Raw genomic sequence first — 19,571 nt, 5'->3', positions numbered from 1 at the left:
CCCCCGGCCCCGGGGCCCCCCGCCCCCCCCCCCCCCCCCCCCCCCCCCCCCCCCCCCCCCCCCCCCCCCCCCCCCCCCCCCCCCCCCCCCGCCGGCCCCCCCCCCCCCCCCCGGCTGAGTCCGACGGCCGGACGCCGCCCCACCGACGACGGCGACGGCAGCCCCGGGCTCCCGCGGTCGGCCGTCGCCGGACGACGTCGGCGCCCGCCCCCAGCGTGGCCCAGCCGCCACCGGTCGTCGGGTCCCGCAGCACCGCGATCTGCGGCAGCCCGGCCGCTCGGGTCAGTGCCGACTCCCGGGCCACCCGCTGGAGCTGGGTGAGCGCGAGCATGCCCTCCTGCATCCGGCTGCCGCCGGTGGCGATCAGCGGCACCACGGGCAGCCGGTGCGCGCGGGCATGGACGTACGCCGCCTCCAGACGGTCACCGGTGCGTTCACCGAGGGAGCCGCCGAGGAAGCCGAACTCGAACGCGACGACGACCGCCTCGGTGCCCTCGATCCGTGCCGTGCCGCAGATCACCGACTCCCGCTCACCGGTGCGCTCGGCGGCGCGGGCGCGGGTGGCGTCGTAACCGGGCCAGCCGAGTGGACCGTCCGGGGCGGACTCCCGTATGAAGTGAGGAGGGTCGGTGAACTCGTCGAACTCGTCGGCGACGGCGGCAACGGCCTCGCGGGCGGAGAGACGGTCAGTCACGCGTCAGCGCCCGCTTCATGATCTTGCCCATGTCGTTGCGGGGCAGGACCTCGAGATGGTGGACGACACGCGGCCGCTTGTGCGGCGCGAGGCGCCCGGCGACATGGTCGGCCAACTCTCCGAGCCCGGGCGGGGACTGCGGATCCACCGGCACCACCCATGCCACGATCCGCTCACCCAGATCGGCGTCCGGCTCCCCGGTCACCGCCGCCTCCCGGACCCCCGGATGCTCCAGCAGCGCGTTCTCGATCTCACCCGCGCCGATCTTGTAGCCGCCGCTCTTGATCAGGTCGGTGGCCTTGCGGCCGACGATGCGGACATAGCCGTCGGGGTCGCGCACCGCCATGTCCCCGGTACGGAACCAGCCGTCGGCGGTGAACGCGGCGGCCGTGGCGTCCGGCCTGCCCAGGTACTCGGTGAACAGGTTCGGCCCGCGCACCTGGATCTCACCGACCGTCTCACCGTCGTACGACGCCACCGGCGACCCGTCCTCCTCCACCAGCCGCAGCTCCACCCCCGGCAGCGGCACGCCCACCGTGCCGGGGCGGGCCTCACCGTCCGCGCGGACACTGGTGTTCATCAGCGTCTCCGTCATGCCGTACCGCTCGACGACCCGCCGCCCGGTCGCCGCCGCGATCCGCTCGTGGTCGTGCACGGGCAGCGCGGCGGAACCCGACACCAGCAGCCGTGCCCCGGCCAGCGCCTTGGCCAGCTCGGGCTCGGTGGGCAGCGCCTCCGCCACCCGGTGGTACATGGTCGGCACGCCGAACAGCATGGTCGCGCCGCCGTTCAGCTCGCGCGCCACGCCCTCGGTGGTGAACCTGCCGAGGTGGCGCACGGAGCCGCCGCGGCGCAGCGGGCCGAGCGTGCCGAGGACGAGGCCGTGCACATGGAAGAGCGGAAGCCCGTGCACCAGGACGTCGTCGCCGGTCCACTGCCAGGCGTCGGCGAGGGCGTCCAGGGTGGTGGCGATCGCGCGGCGGGGGATGACGGCGCCCTTGGGCGGGCCGGTGGTGCCGGAGGTGTAGACGATCAGGGCGGGGTCCTCCGGGTTCCGCGCGCGGTCGTCGGGGAGCGCGCCTCTCGCCGCCGGGTCCACGTCGACGCGGGGCAGACCGGACAGTGGCGCGGGAAGCGGTGCGCCGGGGGCGGTGAGCAGCAGGTCCGGGGCGCTGTCGGTCAGGATGTGTCCGAGTTCCTTCTCGCCCGACTTCGGGTTGAGCGGCACGACGGCCATCCCGGTGAGCAGCGCCGCGGTGACCGCGACGGCGGTTTCCATGGTCGGCGTGGCCCAGACGGCGACCCGGCGCGCCCGTCCCAGGCCCTCGGCGACCGCGCCGGCCGCGGCGGCGAGTTCCGCGTACGTGAGGGAGTGCTCGCCGAAGCGGAGGGCGGGCCGGTCGGTGGCGGGCGGGGCGTCGGTCAGGGCGGGAAAGAGAGAGGACACGCGTCGTACTCCTTGGCTCGCTGGTGTTCGAGGACGGTCGGTACCCGGGGGTCCAGGGTGCCCTACGCGTGCGCGGGGCTTGGTGCGGGTGCGGGTGCGGGTGCGGGTGTGCGTGGGCGGATGGCCGGCCGGGGTTGGGGTGGGCCGGGGGGTGGTTGCGCTGCCCGGCGTTTGCGGGGGTGCCGTCGCGCCCACCCGTGCCGCCCCAGCGGCACGACTGCCCGCGGAGGCGGAGGCGGGGGCGGGGATGCCGTCGCGCCACCCGTGCCGCCCCAGCGGTGCGGGTGCCTGCGGAGGGCGGGGACCCGCGGGAGCGGCGCGGGTGCCTGCGGAGGGCGGAGGGCTTACGTGGAGCGGGGGGCGCCCCGGCGGTGCGGGTGCCCGCGGGAGTGGTGGGAGGGCGGAAGCGGTGTCGGAGGCAGGGGGATACGGCTGGGCCGCGGGGCCGGTGCTCCGGGAGGCGGGGCTGTTAGCCTGCCGGTCGGTCAGTTGTTCGTATGAGGAGTGAGTCGCCGTGCCCCGTATCGCGCTCGTGACCTGCGCACCCGGCCCCGGCATCGCCGAGGACCGGGATCTCCCGGGGCTGGTCCGGGCGCTGGAGGAGGCCGGGGCCGAGGCGTCCGCCGAGGTGTGGGACGACGGCGAGGTGGACTGGGCGGGCTTCGATCTCGTCGTGATCCGCTCGACCTGGGACTACAGCTGGCGGGCGGCGGAGTTCACCGCGTGGGCCGAGCGGTGCGCCGCGGTGACCCGGCTGGCCAATCCGGCGGACGTGGTGCGGTGGAACGCCGACAAGCGCTACCTCGGCGATCTCGCCGCCGCCGGCGTGCCGGTGGTGGACACCCGGTACATCGGGGCGGGCGACCCGCTCGACCTCCCCGACGACCACGAGTACGTCGTCAAGCCCTCGTCCGGCGCCGGCGCCCGGTTCGCCGCCCGCTACACGCCCGACGAGCACGACACGGCCGTACGGCACCTGCGGCGCCTGCACGCCGAGGGGTTCACCGCGATGGTGCAGCCCTATGTGCGCGGCATCGACACCGCCGGTGAGCGGGCGATGCAGTTCTTCGGGGGGAACCTGCTGCACGTGAGCCGCAAGGGGCCCGTCCTCGCCCCCGGTACGCCCTACGACCGGCGCAAGGTCGCCCACCCCGGGCTGACCGACTGGACCCCGACCCTCGTCGACACCGCCACCGCCCGGAAGGCGCTGGCCTCCGTGCCGGGCAGGCCCGAACTGCTGTACGCGCGGGTCGACCTCGTGGACGGGGAGGACGGCAGCCCGCAGGTGATGGAGCTGGAACTCGTCGAACCGAACCTGTTCCTGTGGCTGCACCCGGAGTCGGTGCCGCGCGTGGTCGACGAGATCCTCAAGGCCGCGGGCCGCTGACCGCCGTACGCTGCAGCAGCCCCCACGTGAACTCCGCGACCACCTCGCGCCGCACCCCGGCCGCGTCCGGGGCGGTGAAGGCGAGCCCCCACCGGGTGGGGGCGGTGCCCTCCAGAGGGCGGGCGGGTGCGAAGGCGCGGGCGGCCTCGTCCACCGTGCAGGACCAGGGGGTGAGGTCCTCCACCGTGCGCAGGGCGGGCGGTTCGGCGCCCGGCGCGCGCACCAGCCACGCGTTCCACACCGCGCCGCCCGCCGCCGGGGTCAGCACCTCGAAGCGCAGGGCGGGCCAGAGCGGAAGCGGCCACTGCCACGCCTCGCAGTCCAGGTCGCCGATCCTGCGCGGGGTGCGCGACTCCGGCTCACCGAGCACGGACCGGTACCGCGAGAGGGCGGAGCGGGAGCGTGGCGAGCGGACCATGGCCTGCCAGCGCCTGTTGGCCTCGCGCTGGTCCGCGAGGGAGGCGCCCAGCTCGCGCCGGGCGTCCTCCGCCGGGCCGGGGTTGTGATCGGCCATACGGCGCAGCAGCACGAGCTGGAAGTCGCGCGGCGTGAACGGGCTAGGGATTCCCTTGGCGGGGCGTTGTCCGGTGGGCACGGGAACCATCGTCGCCCACCGGGGGTTCCCCGGGACGGCGGCCGTCCGGGAGGAACAGCACGGAGTTGATGTAGCGCGGGCCCCGGAGCGCGTCATGGGGCAGTACCCGGCGCAGCAGGCCGTGGGTGACGACGTACGCGTTGCGCCGCTGGTGGGACTCCAGCGGGAAGCGGGACAGCGGGATCCAGGCCCGGTCGGGCAGCACCCAGCCGTCGTAGCCCAGCATGGACAGATACGTCACCACCGGCGCGATCGGCTGGATCCGGGACTCCAGCTCCACGAACAGGGCCGGGCGGTCGCGGGACAGGATCCCGGTGGCGCCGCGCAGCACCGCCGACTCGTTGCCGTCCACGTCGATCTTGATGAATCCGACGTCCCGCAGGCCGAGTTCGTCCAGGGTGACGCAGGTGACGTCGAGGGCGTGGCCGTGGATGTCCCGGCGGATCAGCGACGACACGCCCTGGTCACCACCGTCGTGCGGCGGCAGCCACAGGCGGGCGGTGCCGGGCCGGTCCGAGGCCGCCGCGCGGATCACCCGGACGTTCGGCGGGGCGGTGGCGGTGAGCAGCCGGGCCAGGTGGGGGACCGGTTCCAGGGTCACCACCCGGCGGGCGCGGCGCGCCAGCCGGTGGGTCCAGGGGCCGTACCAGCCGCCGATGTCCACGGCCGTGTCGCAGTCCGGCGGGCACAGGTCGGCGAGGCGGGCCAGCTCGGGCTCGTAGCGCGGGTAGACCGCTCGGGCCGTCGCGGCCACCAGACGGGTGGGCAGGAACCCCGCGACCCGGGCCGCGAGGGTGCGGTGTGCCGTCATGGCGTCGTCGCCTCCGGGCTCTCGGTGCCGGTATCGGTGCCGGGGTGGGAACCGGCGTCGGAGTGGTCGTCCGCGTCGTGCGCGTCGTCCACGTCCTCCTCGGCCAGCCTTGCCAGCAACTCCTCGTGCTCCTTCTCCGACACCTGCTCCCCGGACGACGGCAGCAGTTGCGGGATGCCGTCGACGATCGGATAGCGGCGCCGCAGACGCGGGTTGTACAGCGCCGCGTCCTCCTCGTCGTCCCGGGTGAGCAGCCGCAGCGGTCCCTTGTCGAGCGGACAGGCCAGAATCCTCAGCAGCGGATCGTCGGGTTTCACGGTGGCGTCAACTCCTTGACCTGAACGGGCGGTTGTGGGGCGGTGTCGTGCTTGGGCATGGCCAGCAGCACGGCGACGGCGAGCACCGTGCCCATGACGCGCAGGGCCAGCCGCAGGGGCTCGTCCGGCAGTTGCTCACCGAACGACAGCGTGCCGAGCACCGCCGTGAACAGACAGGTCACGGTCGTGCAGACCGGCACGATCAGCGAGGCCCGGCAACGCTGGAGTGCCGCCTGCGACATCACCAGCCCGAACACACCGGTGAACAGCAGCAGATACGGATACGGGGACCGCAGCAGGCCGACGAGGGCGCCGCCGGCACCGTCGGCCGTCAGGTGGCCCGACACCCCCTTGATGGCGAGCGAGCTGACTCCGTACAGCAGACCGACGGCCACGCCGTACTCGACACCCGTCGTGGGCCGCCGGTGCCGGTGGCGGGCGTTGCGCTCGGCGGAGCCGTAGAGCCACACCCCGGCGGCCAGGGCCGGCACGCACACCAGCAGGATCAGCGAGGACGGCGCGTGGTGGCCCACGGTGTCGGCGCCCGCGCCGCCCTCCCGCAGCGACAGCACCACCATCAGCAGGGCGAGGAGGATGGCGCCCAGCGCGTACCGTTCGCGGCCGCTGGTCTCCTCGCCCAGCAGCCGGGCCGACAGCAGCACGAGCAGCACCAGACCGGAGACGAAGATGCCCTGCGCGGCGGCGATCGGCAGGGTGCGGTACACCGCGAGCTGGGCGGCGAACCCGGCCGCGAGAGCCAGCGAGCCGCCGATCCACAGCGGGCTGCCCAGCACCAGCCGCAGCAGGCGCGCCGGCCGGCGGATCGACACCTCGGGCAGGCTCGCGAGTGCCCGCTTCTCCAGGACGAACCCGCCGCTGTACAGGACGTTCGCCAACAGGGCGGCGGCCACTCCCCACCACATGCTCCCCCGCCCCTTCAGTTCCGCCGCGCGTGCAGCAGCAGGATCGACGCGAGCGGCGCTCTGGCGCAGGCCAGCCGGTCCAGCGGACGCAGCGGACGCGGTACGCCGTGGAAGGGGGCGCCTTCGAGGCGGACGACGGTGAAGCCCGACGCGGCGACGAACTCCCGGAGCGCCCGGGCCGTGTACAGCCGCAGATGACCCACCACCTCCGACCCCGGCCGCCCGTGGATACCGCGCATGCTGACCTCGGAGAACACCGGCTGCACCCCGGCCAGCAGCAGCACCCGGTTGTACCAGGCGGCGAGATTGGGTGTGGACAGCATCAGATGGCCCCCGGGACGGAGCACCCGGCGGAGCTCGTCGAGTGCCGCGTCCGGGTCGACGAGATGCTCGATCACCTCACTGAACAGGACCGCGTCCGCCGACCCGGAGGCGAACGGCAGCCCGCCGCCGCCGAGTTCGCCGCGTACCGCGTACGGCAGCCGGGTGCGGGCGCGGGCCAGGGCGTCCTGGGACCAGTCGACGCCGACCAGCCGGTGTCCGCGCAGGAAGGGCGCGGCGGTGGCGGCCGCTGTGCCGTCGCCGCAGCCGATGTCGAGGACCGTCCGCGGGCCGCCCCCGGCGGAGGCCGGGCCGAGCGCGCGGGCCAGCATCCGGGCCTGGCGGCGGCTGCGGGAGGGGCCCGAGGCGACGGGCACGGCGGGGTTCTCGTAGAAGTCGCGCAGTCCGGGGGGCCGGGGAGCGGTGGTCGTCACCTGGCTCCCCCGAGGATGCCCCGGCCTTCAGGCCGGGGTGGGGGTACCTCCCGCTTGCGGGGGAGAATCGGACCCCTGCGAAGCGGGGCAGGAAACGGGGTTTCGCCGTCAGGGCGAAAGACCGCCCACCCGGCCGGGTGAACTGCACGCCGTACGTTGCGAGAACCAAGCGCGTACGTCGTGCTGATCGAGAACCAGGACAGCACATGCACCTCCGAGCTTTGCTGTATGACCCCGGGCTGGTTTCAACCCGGCTGGTGCTGATCGTGGAAGACCTGTCGGGTCGCTGACCCGCAGGCGGCGTGAGCCAGGAATCCCCCTGCTCCAGCTGGGGGGAGGATTCAATCAGGTCGCCTCCGTGGTGTGCAGATAGTGCGCGAAGAGCTCGCGCAGACGGCTCCCGTCCTCGGGGCCGAGCAGGGTGCGCGACCACCGCAGGGCCAGATGCAGCCGGCCCGCGGTGGAGGCCGTGGTGACGGTGAGGCCGCGGGGCATCCGGGCCGGCGCCGAGAACCACACGGCGTGCGCCCGGCCCGCCTCCTCCCCGAAGTCCAGCGGATACGGGATACGGCCGATGTTGCTGAGCAGCGTGGTCGACGTCCAGGGCGCCGCCGCCCTGCGCAGGCCCCGGGTGAGCGCGGCACGGCAGGCGACCGGGGCCCAGGGGGCGGTGAGCAGGGCGGCGCCGTGGCCGAGCTGCGGGCGGGGGAGCGACTTCAGCGCACGGGTCCGCCGGGCGGTGCGGCGCAGCAGTTCCGGCATGGCCCCGGGGTCCAGCTCCTCCGGTGCGAACGGCACGTCGACCAGCCGGGTGCCGTTGCCGATGGGCATCGTGGTGTCCCGGGGACGGTCGTCGACCGGCATGGTGATGCGCAGCGGGCGGCGCGCGGCGCCGTGCTCCCGGTTCCAGTGGACGACGGTCAGCGCGGTGGCGACCATGAGCTGGTCGTTGACGGTGTACGGGGAGCCCTTGGGCCGGTGCGGCAGCGCCAGCTCGGTGACGAGCAGGCCGTTGCCCGGCGCCGGCTCGGGCGTGCCCGGCGCCACCCGGGCCGGCGGGGCCCAGGGGGAGGGGGTGTCCGGCGGGCCCTCGGGTGTCCCCGGGGGCCGTACGGGCGGGGCGGCCGGGGCGTTGTCCCGGCCGCCGTAGAGCTCGGCGGCGGTGGCCAGCACCCGGAGGCAGGCGGGTCCGTCCAGAGCGGTGTGGTTGACGGTGAGGAGCAGCACGGTCCGGGTCCCCTGGCGGGTGGCGGCGTCCGCGCGGCCCCCCACCTCCACCACCTCCAGCCGGACCGGCGGGGACGCGGTCAGCGGGGGCGCCTGGGTGAGCGCCCGGGTGCGGGCGTCCCGCAGGGCGTCCCGCCCCGGCGCCGGGAAGCTCACTACCTCCACGTCCGGACCGTCGGTCACCTCCCACTCGTAGCGGCGCCGGTACCAGGCGCCCCGGGCCTCCCGCACCAGGATCCGCGGGTGCCGTCGCAGCGCCTCGGTGAACGCCGTGCGGATACGGCCGGGATCCAGGTCACCGGGGAGGTGCACCTCGATGTGCACCGTCTCCGGTTCCCGCTCCTGGACGCAGTGCCGGGACACCTCGTCGACGACGGGGAACGGGATGCGCGGGGGTGCGCTCATACGGCCCCGCCCTTCCCCGGGCCGCCCCGCGGCGGGGGCGGTGGCACGAACGGACGCACCCGGGAGGCGGAGGGCGGCGGTGGTGGTGCCGCAGCCGGTCCGGCGGCGGGCGCCGGGACCGGGGGCAGGACCGCCGTGCCGGCCGGACCCTCGTCCGGATGTCCGCCGTCCGGCTCCGGCTCCCGCTCCCGCCACCGCGGCCCACCGAGGCTCACCAGGCCCGCGAACAAGCCCGTCAGCGCCAGCAGTTGGGCCACATGACCGAACGCTCCGGTGCCCGTGCCCACCGGCTCGCCCGCGCCGATCGCCGCCGTGACGCCCGCTCCCGCGAGCCCGGCGAACGCGATCGGCACCAGCAGCGCGGGCCGGTGCCGCGCGAGCAGCGCCAGGGCCGGTACCAGCAGCGCCCACCAGCCCGCGATCACCACGCCGACCAGGGTCAGCGCCACCGTGCCGAGCCACACCCCGGGTGCCGGGGGCGCCGGCTGCGGCGCGTCGGGGTTGGCGGCCCTGCGGCGCCACAGCACCAGACCGATCAGCACCGCGATCCCCGCCCCGCTGCCGATCAGCCCCGCGTCGTACGTGGTCGCCGGCGTGTAGGACAGCTTCACGGTCCCGCCCTCGCCCGCCGGGACCCGCCAGCCCTGCTGCCAGCCGTCCAGCCGCAGCGGCGTCAGCTCCTCGCCGTTCAGCGTGGCCTTCCAGCCGTCGTTGTGGTTCTCGTGCATCGTGAGGTACGAGGCGGCTCCCGGGCCGACGGCCACCTCGCGGCGGTCGCCCAGCCAGTCCCGTATCGACAGCTCACGCGCGGCGGCCGATGCCTCCGGCACGGTCCCGTGCGTCAGGGTCACGTCCGTCAGCACCAGCGGGCCCGCGTCGTCGCCCTCCACCCGGTGCGTTCCCCGCGACAGCTCCAGCGCGGGGTTGTCGCCCGCGCCCTGGCACAGCGTCACCTCGACGGGCCGCCGCTCCACCAGATCCCGTACGGTCCCGCGCACGCTCGTCAGGTACCGCGTGCCGTCCACCGTCAGCACCGGTCCCTTGCCGCACGCCAGGGAGAACTCCCGCGTCTCGTGCGGCTGCGGGGTGCGGTACTCGTCGAGGGCGGGAAGGTACGCCTCGGTCAGTCCCACCGGCAGTTGCATGTCCTCGCCGACCGCCGGGTTGTGCAGGGTGAGCGGGGCGGTGCGGGTGACCGTGATGTCGAGGCGGTCGGTGGTGATCGGCGGGAAGCGCACCCAGCCGTTGTCGTCGACACCGGCGATCACCGCGCCGTCCGGGGAGCTGATGTGCACCTCGGCGGCCCGCGAGGACAGCCCGCCGGCCGGGGCCAGCACCAGTTCGCCGACCGGCTTCTTTTCGGGCCAGCTCAGATGGACGGTCGGCCGGCCGCCCGCGATCCACGCGGTGGTCAGATCACCGTCGGTGAGGTTGCGCGCGGACAGTCCCGCACCGAGCCGTGCCGTGGAGTCGGCGGTGGCGGTGATCCGCCTCTGCTGCTCGGGAGCCACCTCGTACAGCAGCCGGTCCAGTGCCTCGCCGGGCACGGCCACCGCGCTCGCCGCCACCTCGTACGGCCCCGCCGCCGGGGTGTCGAAGCGGCGGCGCAGTCCCGTCTCGCCGGACGCGAGGGACAGCCCGGTGGGGTCGGCGGCACGGTGCAGGGAGATGATCCGCGCGGTGGCGGTGGACTTCTCGGCGTCACCGGGCAGCCGCAGCAGCCGCGTCACCCGTACGCCGGGCAGGTCGACCTCGGAGAATCCCGCGCCGGTGAGGCCGGGCCGCTCGGCCGTCGAGTCGACGATCGTCAGCTTCATCCACTGCGTGGACCCCGCCGGTGCCTCGATCCGCTGCGCGGTGCCGTTGGCCCGGAGGAAGCCCGTCACGGACCCGTTCTCCGTCTCCACCCGTACCCGGGTCGCCGCCGCCCGCACACCCTCCTGGGGAAGCGGGGTGAGGCCGATGGAGTCCGGCATGTCGTAGGCCCTGTCGAAGCCGATGCGCAGCCACTGACCGTTCGGGGAGCCCTCCGCGCCCTCCACCCACGCGGTCCCCGGATCGCCGTCGAAGGCGTGCACCGGGTCGTACTGCGGCAGATGGAACAGCCAGTTGCCGTAGGAGGAGGCCGTCACCGAGTCGGCGCCGCGCAGTTCGGCGACCGTCTGATGGGCCCGCCCTTCGGTCGGCAGGATCTGGCGCGGTGACTCACCCGCGTCCTGGGCGGCGTCCGGAGCGTTGCGCTCGTCAGCGGTGTACGTGTACGACGTGTTGGCGTTGACCAGCCCGAACCGGGTGTCCGCTCGCCGCAGCCCGTCACCGACCACCTGCACCGGCGGTGTGCCGAGCCCCGGGTGCTCGTCCCCGGTCAGCACGGCCGCCCGGCCCCGCAGCCGGTCCGCCAGCGGCAGCAGCGCCTCGGGACCGCCGGACACCACGGCGGTGTCGGCGACCGGCAGCAGCCGCGCCTGCCCCGGACGCGGGACGTCCGCACCCGCCGGACGGTAGATCTCCACCGCCCGCTGCCGCGGATACAGGCCCTCCACCTGGAGCGGGGTGCCGGGCGCGATCACCCCGCCGGTCATCACAGGACCGAGGCCCTCGGCCCGCTCGTACCCGGACTGCTCCAGGGTGCGTTTGACGATCGAGGTCGGAACCTGGCCGACCCGGTCGGGGTCGAGGTCATTGCGGACGACCACGTAGAAGACGCCCGCCCGGCTCAAGTAGTCGGCCAGCCCCGGCACTTCGCCGCCGGTGAGCAGCGCCTGCTCCACCGCGTCCATGGCGCGCCGGTTGCCGGCGGTACCGAACGGCACGTAATCGCGTTGCGCCCAGCGGGAGTCGGCGACCACGTCCAGCGGCTGGTCGATGGTGGAACCCCAGGTGTGGATCCCGTGCGCGGTCGCCGGGACGACCAGGGCGCGCGAGTCGGGGGAGTTCTCCTCCAGCCAGTCGGCCGTCGCCTGCCAGTACGCGGGAATCCGCTGGAACGAACCCGCCGCGAGGATCGATCCGTTGAGGTACGGCCACATCAGTCCCGGCAGCACCAGGACCGCCGCGACCAGCGGCGCGAACCGCCGGCCCCGGATCCGGCGGGACCCGCGCACCTGCGCGGACACGCCGACCACATGCGCGAGGCCGAGGACGAACGCCAGCGCCAGGCCGGTCTGGAACTTGTAGATGTTGCGGAACGGCGCCAGCCAGCCGTCCAGCCAGCCCTGCACCACCGAGTGGAACGGGCCGCCGGCCGCGCCCCCGTAGCCGGCCAGCAGCACCAGCACCGCCACCAGCACGGTGAGCACCAGCCAGCGCCGCTCCGGCATGTCCCGCCGGGCCAGCCCTGCAAGACCCAGCCCCGCCGCGAGCGCCGAGCAGACGATCACGACCGCGGACGACGCCACGGTCCAGCCGGCCGGCAGCCACGCCTCGCCGAAGTGCAGATTCGCCACCCAGTTGCCGGCGCCGCGCAGCGCCTCGGTCGCCGCCATCGTGTCGGTGGTGGTCCGCGACGTCTCGATATAGGGCAGGAAGTTCTCCCCGTGGGCCCCGAGCAGCAGCAGCGGAATCCACCACCACGCCGTCGCCACGATCACTGCCGGTGCCCACCAGGCGATCAGCCGGCGCTGCCGCGGCCCCGGGGGGCGGGAGAGCAGATACAGGCCGACCGGCAGCAGGGACGCCAGCGTCGAGGCCGCGTTGACCCCGCCCATGAACGGCACGAGCAGCGCCGAACGCAGCGCCGCGACCCGGGCCGTGTACCGCTCGTCCGTCAGCGGCAGCAGCACCCACGGCAGCAGCGCGCCCGGCAGCGCGGCGGCCGACGTCGAACCGACGACCGCCGTGAACACCGGCCATAGCGCGTACGCGGCCGCCGCGAGCAGCCGGGACGCCCCGCTGCCCACGCGCAGCCGCTCCGCCAGCCGCAGCGCGCCCCAGAACGCCACCGACACGATCAGCGACATCCACAGCCGCTCCGCCAGCCAGACCGGCACCTGCGCCAGGTCGGCCAGCCAGTAGTACGGCAGCATGGGCCACACATAGCCGATGTACTGGTCGGAGATCCCGCCGAACGAACCCCGGTTGTGCCACAACTGGCCCAGGTCCGAGAGGAACCGTCCTGGGTCGACGGTGACGCCGAGCTTGGTGTCGAAGGTCTGCCGGCCCGGCTGCACCGCCAGGAACAGGACGAACACCACCGCCCAGAAGCCGAGCAGCCAGCGGCGCGACCGCGGGCCCTCCGGGGGGCCTGCGGTGGCCCCGTGGGTGGGAACCGCCGCCGGAGGCGGCGCCTGGACCATGGTCGTCATTCGGGACACCGCCGGAGGATGAGGAGGAGATTCCAGGTGGCGAACTCGCGCAGACCGGGCACCTTCACCACGGTCCGCGTGAGGAACGGCCAGTAGCGGGAGCGCGCCGACACGATCCGTACGTCGTCGCGGGCCCGCACCTGCCGCAGGGTGGTGCCGATGTGCACCGGGAAGAGGTTCTCGCCGAGCGTGTGCTTGGCGGGCCTGCCGGTGCGGCGCAGGTAGCGGGCGCGGGCCCGCTCGGCGCCGAGGTAGTGCCAGGGCGCCCACTCGTGACCGCCCCACGGGGAGAGCCAGTTGGTGAACGACACATAGATCAGCCCGCCGGGCCGCGTCACCCGCGCCAGCTCGCTGAGAAAGGTCTGCGGATCGGCCACGTGCTCCAGCACATTGGAGGAGAAGGTGACGTCCGCGGCCCCGTCGGCCAGCGGCAGCAGATAACCGTCGGCGACGACGGTCCCCTCGGGAGGCTTCTCGCCCAGTTCACGGACGTCGGGCTCGAAGAGCCAGGCGAGGGCTCCCCGCCGGCGGAACTCGTCGGTGAAGTACCCGCTGCCGCCGCCGACATCCACGACCACCCGCCCGGCCACGGGCCCGCCGTACGCCTCGACCTGATCGGCGGCGTCCCGGGCGAGGAGCGAGTAGCAGGCGTCGGGTGCCTCCTGCTCCCGCAGAAAGGCACGGAAGAGGGCGAGCGACCGCCGAAGTGACGGATCCTTGAGGACTCCGGGCCGGTCAGCGACCGTGCCCGCACGGCGCATCCGCGTCACGACGCGAAACCCCGGACCGCCTCACGGGCGACCGCACGGAACTGCCGCACCGTGCGCTCCCACCGGAAGCCGGCGGCATGCTCCACCGCGGCCTTGCCCATCGACTCCCGCCGTTCCTCGGCGAGGGCCAGCGACATCCAGGCCGCCGCGAACGAGGACTCGCCCCGGGCCAGCACCCCCGTCTCCCCGTCCCGTACGGAATCCCGCAGGCCGGGCACGTCGAAGGCGACCGCCGGAGTCTGCCGGGCCGCCGCCTCGGTGACGACGAGCCCCCAGCCCTCCACGGCGGAGGGATGCAGCAGCAGCCACGCCGCACACAGCAGCCGGTGCTTCTCCGCCTCGGAGACATGCCCGGTGAACCGGACTCCCGGTCCCGCGAGCCGTTCCAGCCGCTCCCGTTCGGGACCGTCGCCGACGATCACCAGCCGGCCGCCGGTGACCGGCCGCACCCGCTCCCAGAGCCGCAGCAGCAGATCGATCCGCTTGTACTCGACGAGCCGGCCCACCGCCAGGAACAGCGGTTCCGGCGACCGTTCGGCGCGCGGTCCGGGCTCCGCCACACCGTTGTGCACCACCCGTATCCGCTCGCGCGGTACGCCGATGCCGCGCAGGGCGTGGGCGGTGGACGGCGACACGGCGACGACCAGCCCGTGCCGCCGGGCGCCGGTGAGCGCCCAGTGCTCCAGCTTGCGGCCGATCCGCGCGGCCGGGGCCAGCGGGCCGCCGAAGCGCATCTTCCACAGATCGGTGTGGACATGGTTGACCAGGCACAGCGTGGGTCCGCGGTGCCACAGGGGCGCCAGATAGGGCATGCCGTTGCACACCTCGACCAGCAGGTCGCAGTCGCCGACCTGACGGGCGAAGGCGGAACGGGCGCGCAGGTAGTGGCCGTACGTCCCGCCCGCCGACACCACCCGGTAGTCACGGTAGGCCGCGGGGCCTCCGCACAGCAGGGTGACCTGGTGGCCCCTGCGGGTCAGGCCGTCGGCAAGCCGGTCGACCAGCAGCTCGGAGCCGCCGGCGGACGGATTGCCCAGGTCGCGGTGGGCGAGGAAGACGATCCGGCGCGGCGATGGGGGGAGCGCCGGAGTGTGCTGCGGCGCGCTGGGGAGCGCGGGGTACAGCGGGGACGGCACGTGCTGGGGCATCGGTGCTCCAACTCGTCTCGGGGAGCTCGGCGTGGGGAAGCACGCGAGGCGGTGAGGTGGGGGTGGGAACGAGCCTCCTGCGGGGGCCCGAGGGGGTTCCTGGGTGAGGGGTGTGGACGGACGGTGGTGGGGTGGGGATGGGACAGTTTTCGCCCAGTCGTTCCCCACGGCTACTCACGGGCGTGATAATTTCCGGCTTTTCTTACTCGTGAGTCACTTCGTGAGGTGAAGGGCTACCGGTGCGTACGGGTCTCAATCGGTCCTTAACCGGCCTTTCGCCCGCGTGCCACCAGAGCGGCACCGATCGCCGCGAGGACGAATCCCGCCACAGCGGCCCCGACCGGTACGGTCTCGCCCACCAGACGAAGCAGGCCACTGTCCCGCTCGGCCTGCCGCACGGCCTCCTTCTGCGTCTCGGCCGTGAACGAGACCTTCTCGGCGTCCAGCAGCACCACCGCGTCCTTGTCCCCGCCCGGCGCCCGCAGGGTCTGCCGGGGGCCGGTCTGCGCGTAGAGCACCCGGCCGGTGCGCTGGTCCACGATCAGCTCCACGCCGTGGTTGGCGTACCACTCCTCGGCCAGCACCTGCGGCCGGTCGGGCAGGCCGACGAGGCGGCCCGGCACCATCCGGGTCCCGGTCCTGGTCGGCGGCACGGAACCGGTGAACCGGTAACCCGTGTAGCCCCGGACCTGCTCCGTGCCCCGGTAGCGCATGACGACCGTGTCCCGGAGGGTGTTGTCCCACCACTGGTAGGAGCGTTTCTGCACGTCGAAGGGGAACTTCAGGTACGCCTCGCCCTGGATGTCCGGCTTCGCCTCGCAGCAGTGCACGGGCTCGGTGGTCCTGCGGTCGAGCACCCAGCGGTGCGGGGTGAAGCTGAGCGCGTCGTGCGGGTCCGCGGCCGGGAGCGATTTGTCCGTGTCGACCGAGGTCGTCACGTCCCACACCGCGTTCCCGCTGCGTTCGCTCTCCTCGACGTTGCCGCGCACCCGCTGGGTGACGGTGATCCTCTGGCCGGGCACGGTCTCGACCTTCTCCAGGTCGAAGACGCTGCCCCGGCCGGTGTAGACGGCGGTGGTGTCGATGTCGACCGGGTTCACCGCGGCACGTGGCTGCACGTACCAGGCGAACAGGGGGGCCAGGACCAGCAGAAACGTGCCGAGACCCAGCAGGATCAGGGAAAGAGGGGAAGCTGTACGGCGCATCCGGGCACTCCAGAGGCTTGGGACGGCGCGGCGCGTGGCGGCCGACGCCGTACGGAAGGTGCGCGTGCGGGAGTTCCCCAACCCCTATGGGCTGGGAACCGTAGGCGCCCCTTGACGGAGTGTCAATGTCATGTCGACACTGGGGATACGCAACACGGGTGGTCGGTCACCGTGGGGGTGGGGAACTCCCGACTGAGAGGCTGACCCTGCGATGTCCAGACTGCTTGCCGCCGCTGTGACGGTCACGCTCGCCGCCGCCCTCGCCGTGGGCGCCGCGGTCGGTGTCGTCGCGCTGCTCGAGGCCACGCCCGACCAGCCGAACACCCCCTTGATCACCTACGAGCAGGCCGGCCAGGGGAGTTGACCGGTGACGGCGCCCCGCACCCTCACGGCCCGCTCCGCCTGGCACGACGTACCGCGCCACCAGGTCCGCCGGTTCGCCGAGATCGCCCTGGCCGACGCGCCCGCGCTGGCCGAGGAGATCATGAGCGAGATCCAGCGCGAGTACCCGCATCTGCCGGTCGTCCTCGACGACTCCGGCGACCCCCTCGCCCTGGTCGGCATCCGCCGGGCCATCGAGGCCTTCGTCCAGCACGTCGCGCACGCCGACTACACGGTGGGCGGGCCCACCGTGCCGCCGCCGGGCGTCTTCCAGGACTTCGGGCGGGGCGAGGGCCGGGGCGGCCGGTCGCTGGACGCGCTCCAGGCGACCTACCGCATGGGTGTCCGCCTCGCCTGGCGCCGCTTCGCCGAGATCGGCCAGCGCATCGACATCCCGCCACCCGCCATGTACGAACTCGTCGACGCCGGATACGAGTACCTGGACGGCCTGGTCGACCAGTCGGTGCGCGGATACGCCGAGGCCGCCGCCCGCCAGGCCGGGGAACGGCTGCGGCTGCAACGCCGGCTGATGGAGCTGCTGCTCGCCGAACACCACCGGGCCGACGCGGCCGACGCGCTCGCCGAGCGGGCCGCCCGGATCGGCTGGCCGCTGCCCGCGAAGGTCGCGGTGGGTGTGCTGCTGCGCCCGGCGCGGGAGGCGGTGGCGCCCGCCGTGGGGCAGGGGGTGCTGCTCGACATGGAGTACGAGCAGCCCCGTATGGTCGTGCCCGAACCGGGCGCGGCCGGCCGCCCCGAACTGCTCAGCCGCGCGCTCACCGGCTGGTCCGGTGCCATCGGACCGCCCGTGCGGGTCGCCGACGCGGCGAAGTCGCTGCGCTGGGCGGAGGCGGCCGTACGGCTGATGCGGCGCGGGCTGCTGCCCGCCGGTGAGGTGCTGCACTGCACCGAGCACACCGAGGCGCTGGTGCTGCTCCAGCCGGAGGAGCTGATCGAGGATCTCGCGCAGCGGTGCCTGGCCCCGCTCGCCCACTGCGGTTCCGCGCACGGGCGGCGCCTCGCGGAGACGTTACTGGCGTGGCTGGAGACCCGGGGCGGGGCGCCCGAGGTCGCGGCCCGGCTGGGCGTGCACCCGCAGACCGTCCGCTACCGTCTCCGTCAGATCCGCGAGATGTGGGGGGACGCGATCGACGACCCGGACCGCCGCTTCGAACTGGAACTGGTCCTGCGCGCGCAGCGGCTGCGCGGCGTCCTCGGTGCGGCACCGGGCCCCTGATCCGGGCGGCGGGGCGGCAGGGCGGCGAGGCCCCTCCGGCGCCTCCTCCGCCAGTTCCACCGCCACTTCCTTGGTCATCCGGGGGAGCTCCGAGGAGCTCCCCCCATTGCCCGTCCGAGCGGCCTATGACTAGCCTGTGTTCGTCATGCCGATCGCCTGTTGAAATCTCGAACGAGGTTCAGGCGCCTGAGACATATGGAGAGGGGGCCGGTCGTGGGACGCCTCGTACCAGCCGTGACCCGGGCTCTCGACATTCTCGAGCTCTTCCTCGACGGGGACGGGACACTCTCCGCCCCGGACATCGTGCGCAGACTCCAACTGCCGCGCACCACCGTCCACGAACTGGTGACCACGCTCGCCGCCCGGAAGTACATCGTCCCGGTGGCGGGCCAGCCCGGACGTTACCGGCTCGGGGTACGCCCGTACCAGCTCGGTGCCCGCTACGCCGAACATCTCGACCTCGCCGCCGAGGGCCAGCAGGTCGCCCGCAGCGTCGCCGAGACCTGCGACGAGACGGTGCACGTGGCGATACTGGAGGACACCGACGTCATCTACATAGCCAAGGTCGACTCCACCCACGCGGTGCGCATGGTGTCGGCGGCCGGCCGCAGACTGCCCGCCCACTGCACCTCCGTCGGCAAGATGCTGCTGGCCTCCCTTCCCGAACAGGAACTCGCCGCGCGCCTGCCCGACGACGCGGAGCTGACCGCGATGACCCCCAACAGCATCACCGACCCGGCCGTGCTGCGCGAGACCCTCGCGGAGATCCGTGGCCGGGGTGTCGCCGTGGAGAGCCGTGAGTCCAACCCCGACGTCTCCTGCGTCGCCGCGCCGGTGCGCGACCGCACGGGACAGGTGGTCGCCGCGCTGTCCATCTCCGTACCGATGATCCGCTGGAGCGACGAGCGGCTGGGCGAGCTGGAGCAGCTCGCCGTCAAGGGTGCCGCCGAACTGTCCGAGCGGCTGGGCCACAGGAGCGTGGCATGACGAGCACATTCGACGTGGCGGTCCGCGCGGAGGCGGAGCTCGGTGAGGGCCCCACCTGGGACCCGGCCACGGGACGCCTGCTGTGGATCGACATCCTCGGCTCCCGCGTCCACACCTACGACCCCGCCACCGGCCGGCGCACCGTCCGCCGTACCGACCAGCACGTGGGCGCCGTCAAGCCCCGCGCGGGCGGCGGCCTCGTCCTCAACCTGCGGGACGGCATCGGGCTGATCGACCCCGACGACTCCTTCCGCTGGCTGCACCGCGAGCCCGTCCCCGGCCGCCGGGGCAACGACGCCGCCGTCGCCCCCGACGGCAGTCTCTTCGCCGGCACGATGCGCTACGACGAGGCACCGTGCGGCGGCACGCTGTCCCGTGTCACCGGCGACGGCACGGTCAAGGTGCTCCTCGACGACGTGACGGTGAGCAACGGCACCGGCTGGAGCCCCGACGGGCGGCTGATGTACTACATCGACTCGCCGACCCGCCGCCTCGACGTCTTCGAGGTGGGCGAGGCGGACGGCCGGATCAGCAACCGCCGCTCGGTCGTCCACCTCGAGGACGGTGCGGGCTTTCCCGACGGGCTGTGCGTGGACGCCGACGGCTGCGTGTGGGTCGCGCTGTGGGACGGTGGGGCGGTCCGCCGCTACACCCCTTCCGGGGAGCTGGACCGGGAGATCCGGTTGCCCGTCCCCCGGGTCACGGCCTGCGCTTTCGGTGGTCCCGCCCTGACCGATCTCTACATCACCACGGCCCGGGTGGGGCTGACGTCCCCGCACCCCCTGGCGGGGTCCCTGCTGGTGGTCCCGGGGGCGGGCCAGGGCTTCCCCCAGCCCCCGTTCGCGGGCTGACTCCTCCTCGCCCCCGCCGCCCCTTCCCGTCCCGTCCTGGGGCTCCGCCCCAGACCCCGCTCCTCAAACGCCGGAGGGGCTGAAGTCAGCCCCTCCGGCGTTTGAGGAGCGGGGGTCCGGGGGCAGCGCC

General features: G+C 74.1%; 15 protein-coding genes and 2 pseudogenes. 5 read left to right on the top strand and 12 right to left on the bottom strand.

What is annotated here, in order from left to right; genetic code table 11:
* Window positions 1–115 precede the first annotated feature (115 nt).
* Window positions 116–694, bottom strand: a pseudogene (locus ACIF9R_RS26095) (carboxyl transferase domain-containing protein); the annotation flags it as partial.
* Complete coding sequence (locus ACIF9R_RS26090; protein WP_399984658.1) at window positions 687–2,141, bottom strand: acyl-CoA synthetase; 1,455 nt, start codon at window positions 2,139–2,141, stop codon at window positions 687–689. The pseudogene ACIF9R_RS26095 and the gene ACIF9R_RS26090, both read right to left, overlap by 8 nt.
* Before the next feature lie 514 nt (window positions 2,142–2,655).
* On the opposite strand from ACIF9R_RS26090, the gene ACIF9R_RS26085 reads away from it, so the two are divergent.
* Window positions 2,656–3,528 carry a RimK family alpha-L-glutamate ligase gene (locus ACIF9R_RS26085; RefSeq protein WP_399984655.1) on the top strand — a complete coding sequence of 291 codons (873 nt, stop codon included), beginning with the start codon at window positions 2,656–2,658 and terminating at the stop codon, window positions 3,526–3,528.
* On the opposite strand, the gene ACIF9R_RS26080 is transcribed toward ACIF9R_RS26085, so the two are convergent.
* The 10 genes and pseudogenes from ACIF9R_RS26080 to ACIF9R_RS26035 form a co-directional block, all read right to left on the bottom strand.
* Entirely contained in the window at window positions 3,509–4,132 is a 624-nt protein-coding gene (locus ACIF9R_RS26080; protein WP_399984652.1) for a hypothetical protein, read from the bottom strand. The two genes, ACIF9R_RS26085 and ACIF9R_RS26080, sit on opposite strands and share 20 nt — an antisense overlap.
* Window positions 4,086–4,934 carry an FkbM family methyltransferase gene (locus tag ACIF9R_RS26075; protein WP_399984649.1) on the bottom strand — a complete coding sequence of 283 codons (849 nt, stop codon included), beginning with the start codon at window positions 4,932–4,934 and terminating at the stop codon, window positions 4,086–4,088. Before ACIF9R_RS26075 ends, ACIF9R_RS26080 begins: the two co-directional genes overlap by 47 nt.
* A 101-nt stretch (window positions 4,935–5,035) precedes the next feature.
* A pseudogene (locus tag ACIF9R_RS26070) lies at window positions 5,036–5,251 on the bottom strand (Trm112 family protein); the annotation flags it as partial.
* On the bottom strand, window positions 5,248–6,174 hold the full coding sequence (locus tag ACIF9R_RS26065) for a hypothetical protein (protein ID WP_399984646.1): 927 nt from the start codon (window positions 6,172–6,174) through the stop codon (window positions 5,248–5,250). The pseudogene ACIF9R_RS26070 and the gene ACIF9R_RS26065, both read right to left, overlap by 4 nt.
* 14 nt (window positions 6,175–6,188) lie before the next feature.
* Window positions 6,189–6,929, bottom strand: coding sequence for a class I SAM-dependent methyltransferase (locus ACIF9R_RS26060; protein ID WP_399984643.1), 741 nt, complete (start codon window positions 6,927–6,929; stop codon window positions 6,189–6,191).
* 345 nt (window positions 6,930–7,274) lie between these two features.
* Entirely contained in the window at window positions 7,275–8,561 is a 1,287-nt protein-coding gene (locus ACIF9R_RS26055; protein WP_399984640.1) for a condensation protein, read from the bottom strand.
* Window positions 8,558–12,865 carry an alpha-(1->3)-arabinofuranosyltransferase family protein gene (locus tag ACIF9R_RS26050; protein WP_399984871.1) on the bottom strand — a complete coding sequence of 1,436 codons (4,308 nt, stop codon included), beginning with the start codon at window positions 12,863–12,865 and terminating at the stop codon, window positions 8,558–8,560. Before ACIF9R_RS26050 ends, ACIF9R_RS26055 begins: the two co-directional genes overlap by 4 nt.
* A complete protein-coding gene (locus ACIF9R_RS26045; protein ID WP_399984870.1) occupies window positions 12,862–13,626 on the bottom strand; it encodes a class I SAM-dependent methyltransferase in 765 nt (254 codons plus the stop codon). The genes ACIF9R_RS26050 and ACIF9R_RS26045 overlap by 4 nt, the downstream gene beginning before the upstream one ends.
* A gap of 5 nt (window positions 13,627–13,631) precedes the next feature.
* Window positions 13,632–14,783, bottom strand: coding sequence for a glycosyltransferase family 4 protein (locus ACIF9R_RS26040; RefSeq protein ID WP_399984637.1), 1,152 nt, complete (start codon window positions 14,781–14,783; stop codon window positions 13,632–13,634).
* A 263-nt stretch (window positions 14,784–15,046) separates the two neighbouring features.
* Window positions 15,047–15,988, bottom strand: coding sequence for a DUF3068 domain-containing protein (locus ACIF9R_RS26035; protein WP_399984634.1), 942 nt, complete (start codon window positions 15,986–15,988; stop codon window positions 15,047–15,049).
* A 211-nt stretch (window positions 15,989–16,199) separates the two neighbouring features.
* Here ACIF9R_RS26035 and ACIF9R_RS26030 point away from each other — a divergent pair, with 211 nt between their 5' ends.
* From ACIF9R_RS26030 to ACIF9R_RS26015, 4 genes are all read left to right on the top strand, one after another.
* Entirely contained in the window at window positions 16,200–16,352 is a 153-nt protein-coding gene (locus ACIF9R_RS26030; protein WP_399984631.1) for a hypothetical protein, read from the top strand.
* Window positions 16,353–16,355: 3 nt separating this feature from the next.
* Window positions 16,356–17,603 carry a helix-turn-helix domain-containing protein gene (locus tag ACIF9R_RS26025; RefSeq protein ID WP_399984628.1) on the top strand — a complete coding sequence of 416 codons (1,248 nt, stop codon included), beginning with the start codon at window positions 16,356–16,358 and terminating at the stop codon, window positions 17,601–17,603.
* Between the two features lie 213 nt (window positions 17,604–17,816).
* On the top strand, window positions 17,817–18,590 hold the full coding sequence (locus ACIF9R_RS26020) for an IclR family transcriptional regulator (RefSeq protein WP_399984625.1): 774 nt from the start codon (window positions 17,817–17,819) through the stop codon (window positions 18,588–18,590).
* On the top strand, window positions 18,587–19,441 hold the full coding sequence (locus ACIF9R_RS26015) for an SMP-30/gluconolactonase/LRE family protein (RefSeq protein WP_399984622.1): 855 nt from the start codon (window positions 18,587–18,589) through the stop codon (window positions 19,439–19,441). Before ACIF9R_RS26020 ends, ACIF9R_RS26015 begins: the two co-directional genes overlap by 4 nt.
* Window positions 19,442–19,571: the final 130 nt, after the last annotated feature.

The sequence above is a fragment of the Streptomyces sp. NPDC086080 genome (assembly GCF_044540255.1).
In the GTDB taxonomy this organism is placed as follows: domain Bacteria; phylum Actinomycetota; class Actinomycetes; order Streptomycetales; family Streptomycetaceae; genus Streptomyces.
The sequence above is the reverse complement of the archived record's forward strand: the minus strand, read 5'-3'. Positions and strand labels throughout refer to the sequence as shown.

Coding starts and splice junctions, on each gene's coding strand:
- ACIF9R_RS26040 (WP_399984637.1), bottom strand. CDS start 14,783: ATGCCCCAGCACGTGCCGTCCCCGCTGTACCCCGCGCTCCCCAGCGCG.
- ACIF9R_RS26030 (WP_399984631.1), top strand. CDS start 16,200: ATGTCCAGACTGCTTGCCGCCGCTGTGACGGTCACGCTCGCCGCCGCC.
- ACIF9R_RS26065 (WP_399984646.1), bottom strand. CDS start 6,174: ATGTGGTGGGGAGTGGCCGCCGCCCTGTTGGCGAACGTCCTGTACAGC.
- ACIF9R_RS26080 (WP_399984652.1), bottom strand. CDS start 4,132: ATGGTTCCCGTGCCCACCGGACAACGCCCCGCCAAGGGAATCCCTAGC.
- ACIF9R_RS26015 (WP_399984622.1), top strand. CDS start 18,587: ATGACGAGCACATTCGACGTGGCGGTCCGCGCGGAGGCGGAGCTCGGT.
- ACIF9R_RS26050 (WP_399984871.1), bottom strand. CDS start 12,865: ATGACGACCATGGTCCAGGCGCCGCCTCCGGCGGCGGTTCCCACCCAC.
- ACIF9R_RS26035 (WP_399984634.1), bottom strand. CDS start 15,988: ATGCGCCGTACAGCTTCCCCTCTTTCCCTGATCCTGCTGGGTCTCGGC.
- ACIF9R_RS26045 (WP_399984870.1), bottom strand. CDS start 13,626: ATGCGCCGTGCGGGCACGGTCGCTGACCGGCCCGGAGTCCTCAAGGAT.
- ACIF9R_RS26075 (WP_399984649.1), bottom strand. CDS start 4,934: ATGACGGCACACCGCACCCTCGCGGCCCGGGTCGCGGGGTTCCTGCCC.
- ACIF9R_RS26055 (WP_399984640.1), bottom strand. CDS start 8,561: ATGAGCGCACCCCCGCGCATCCCGTTCCCCGTCGTCGACGAGGTGTCC.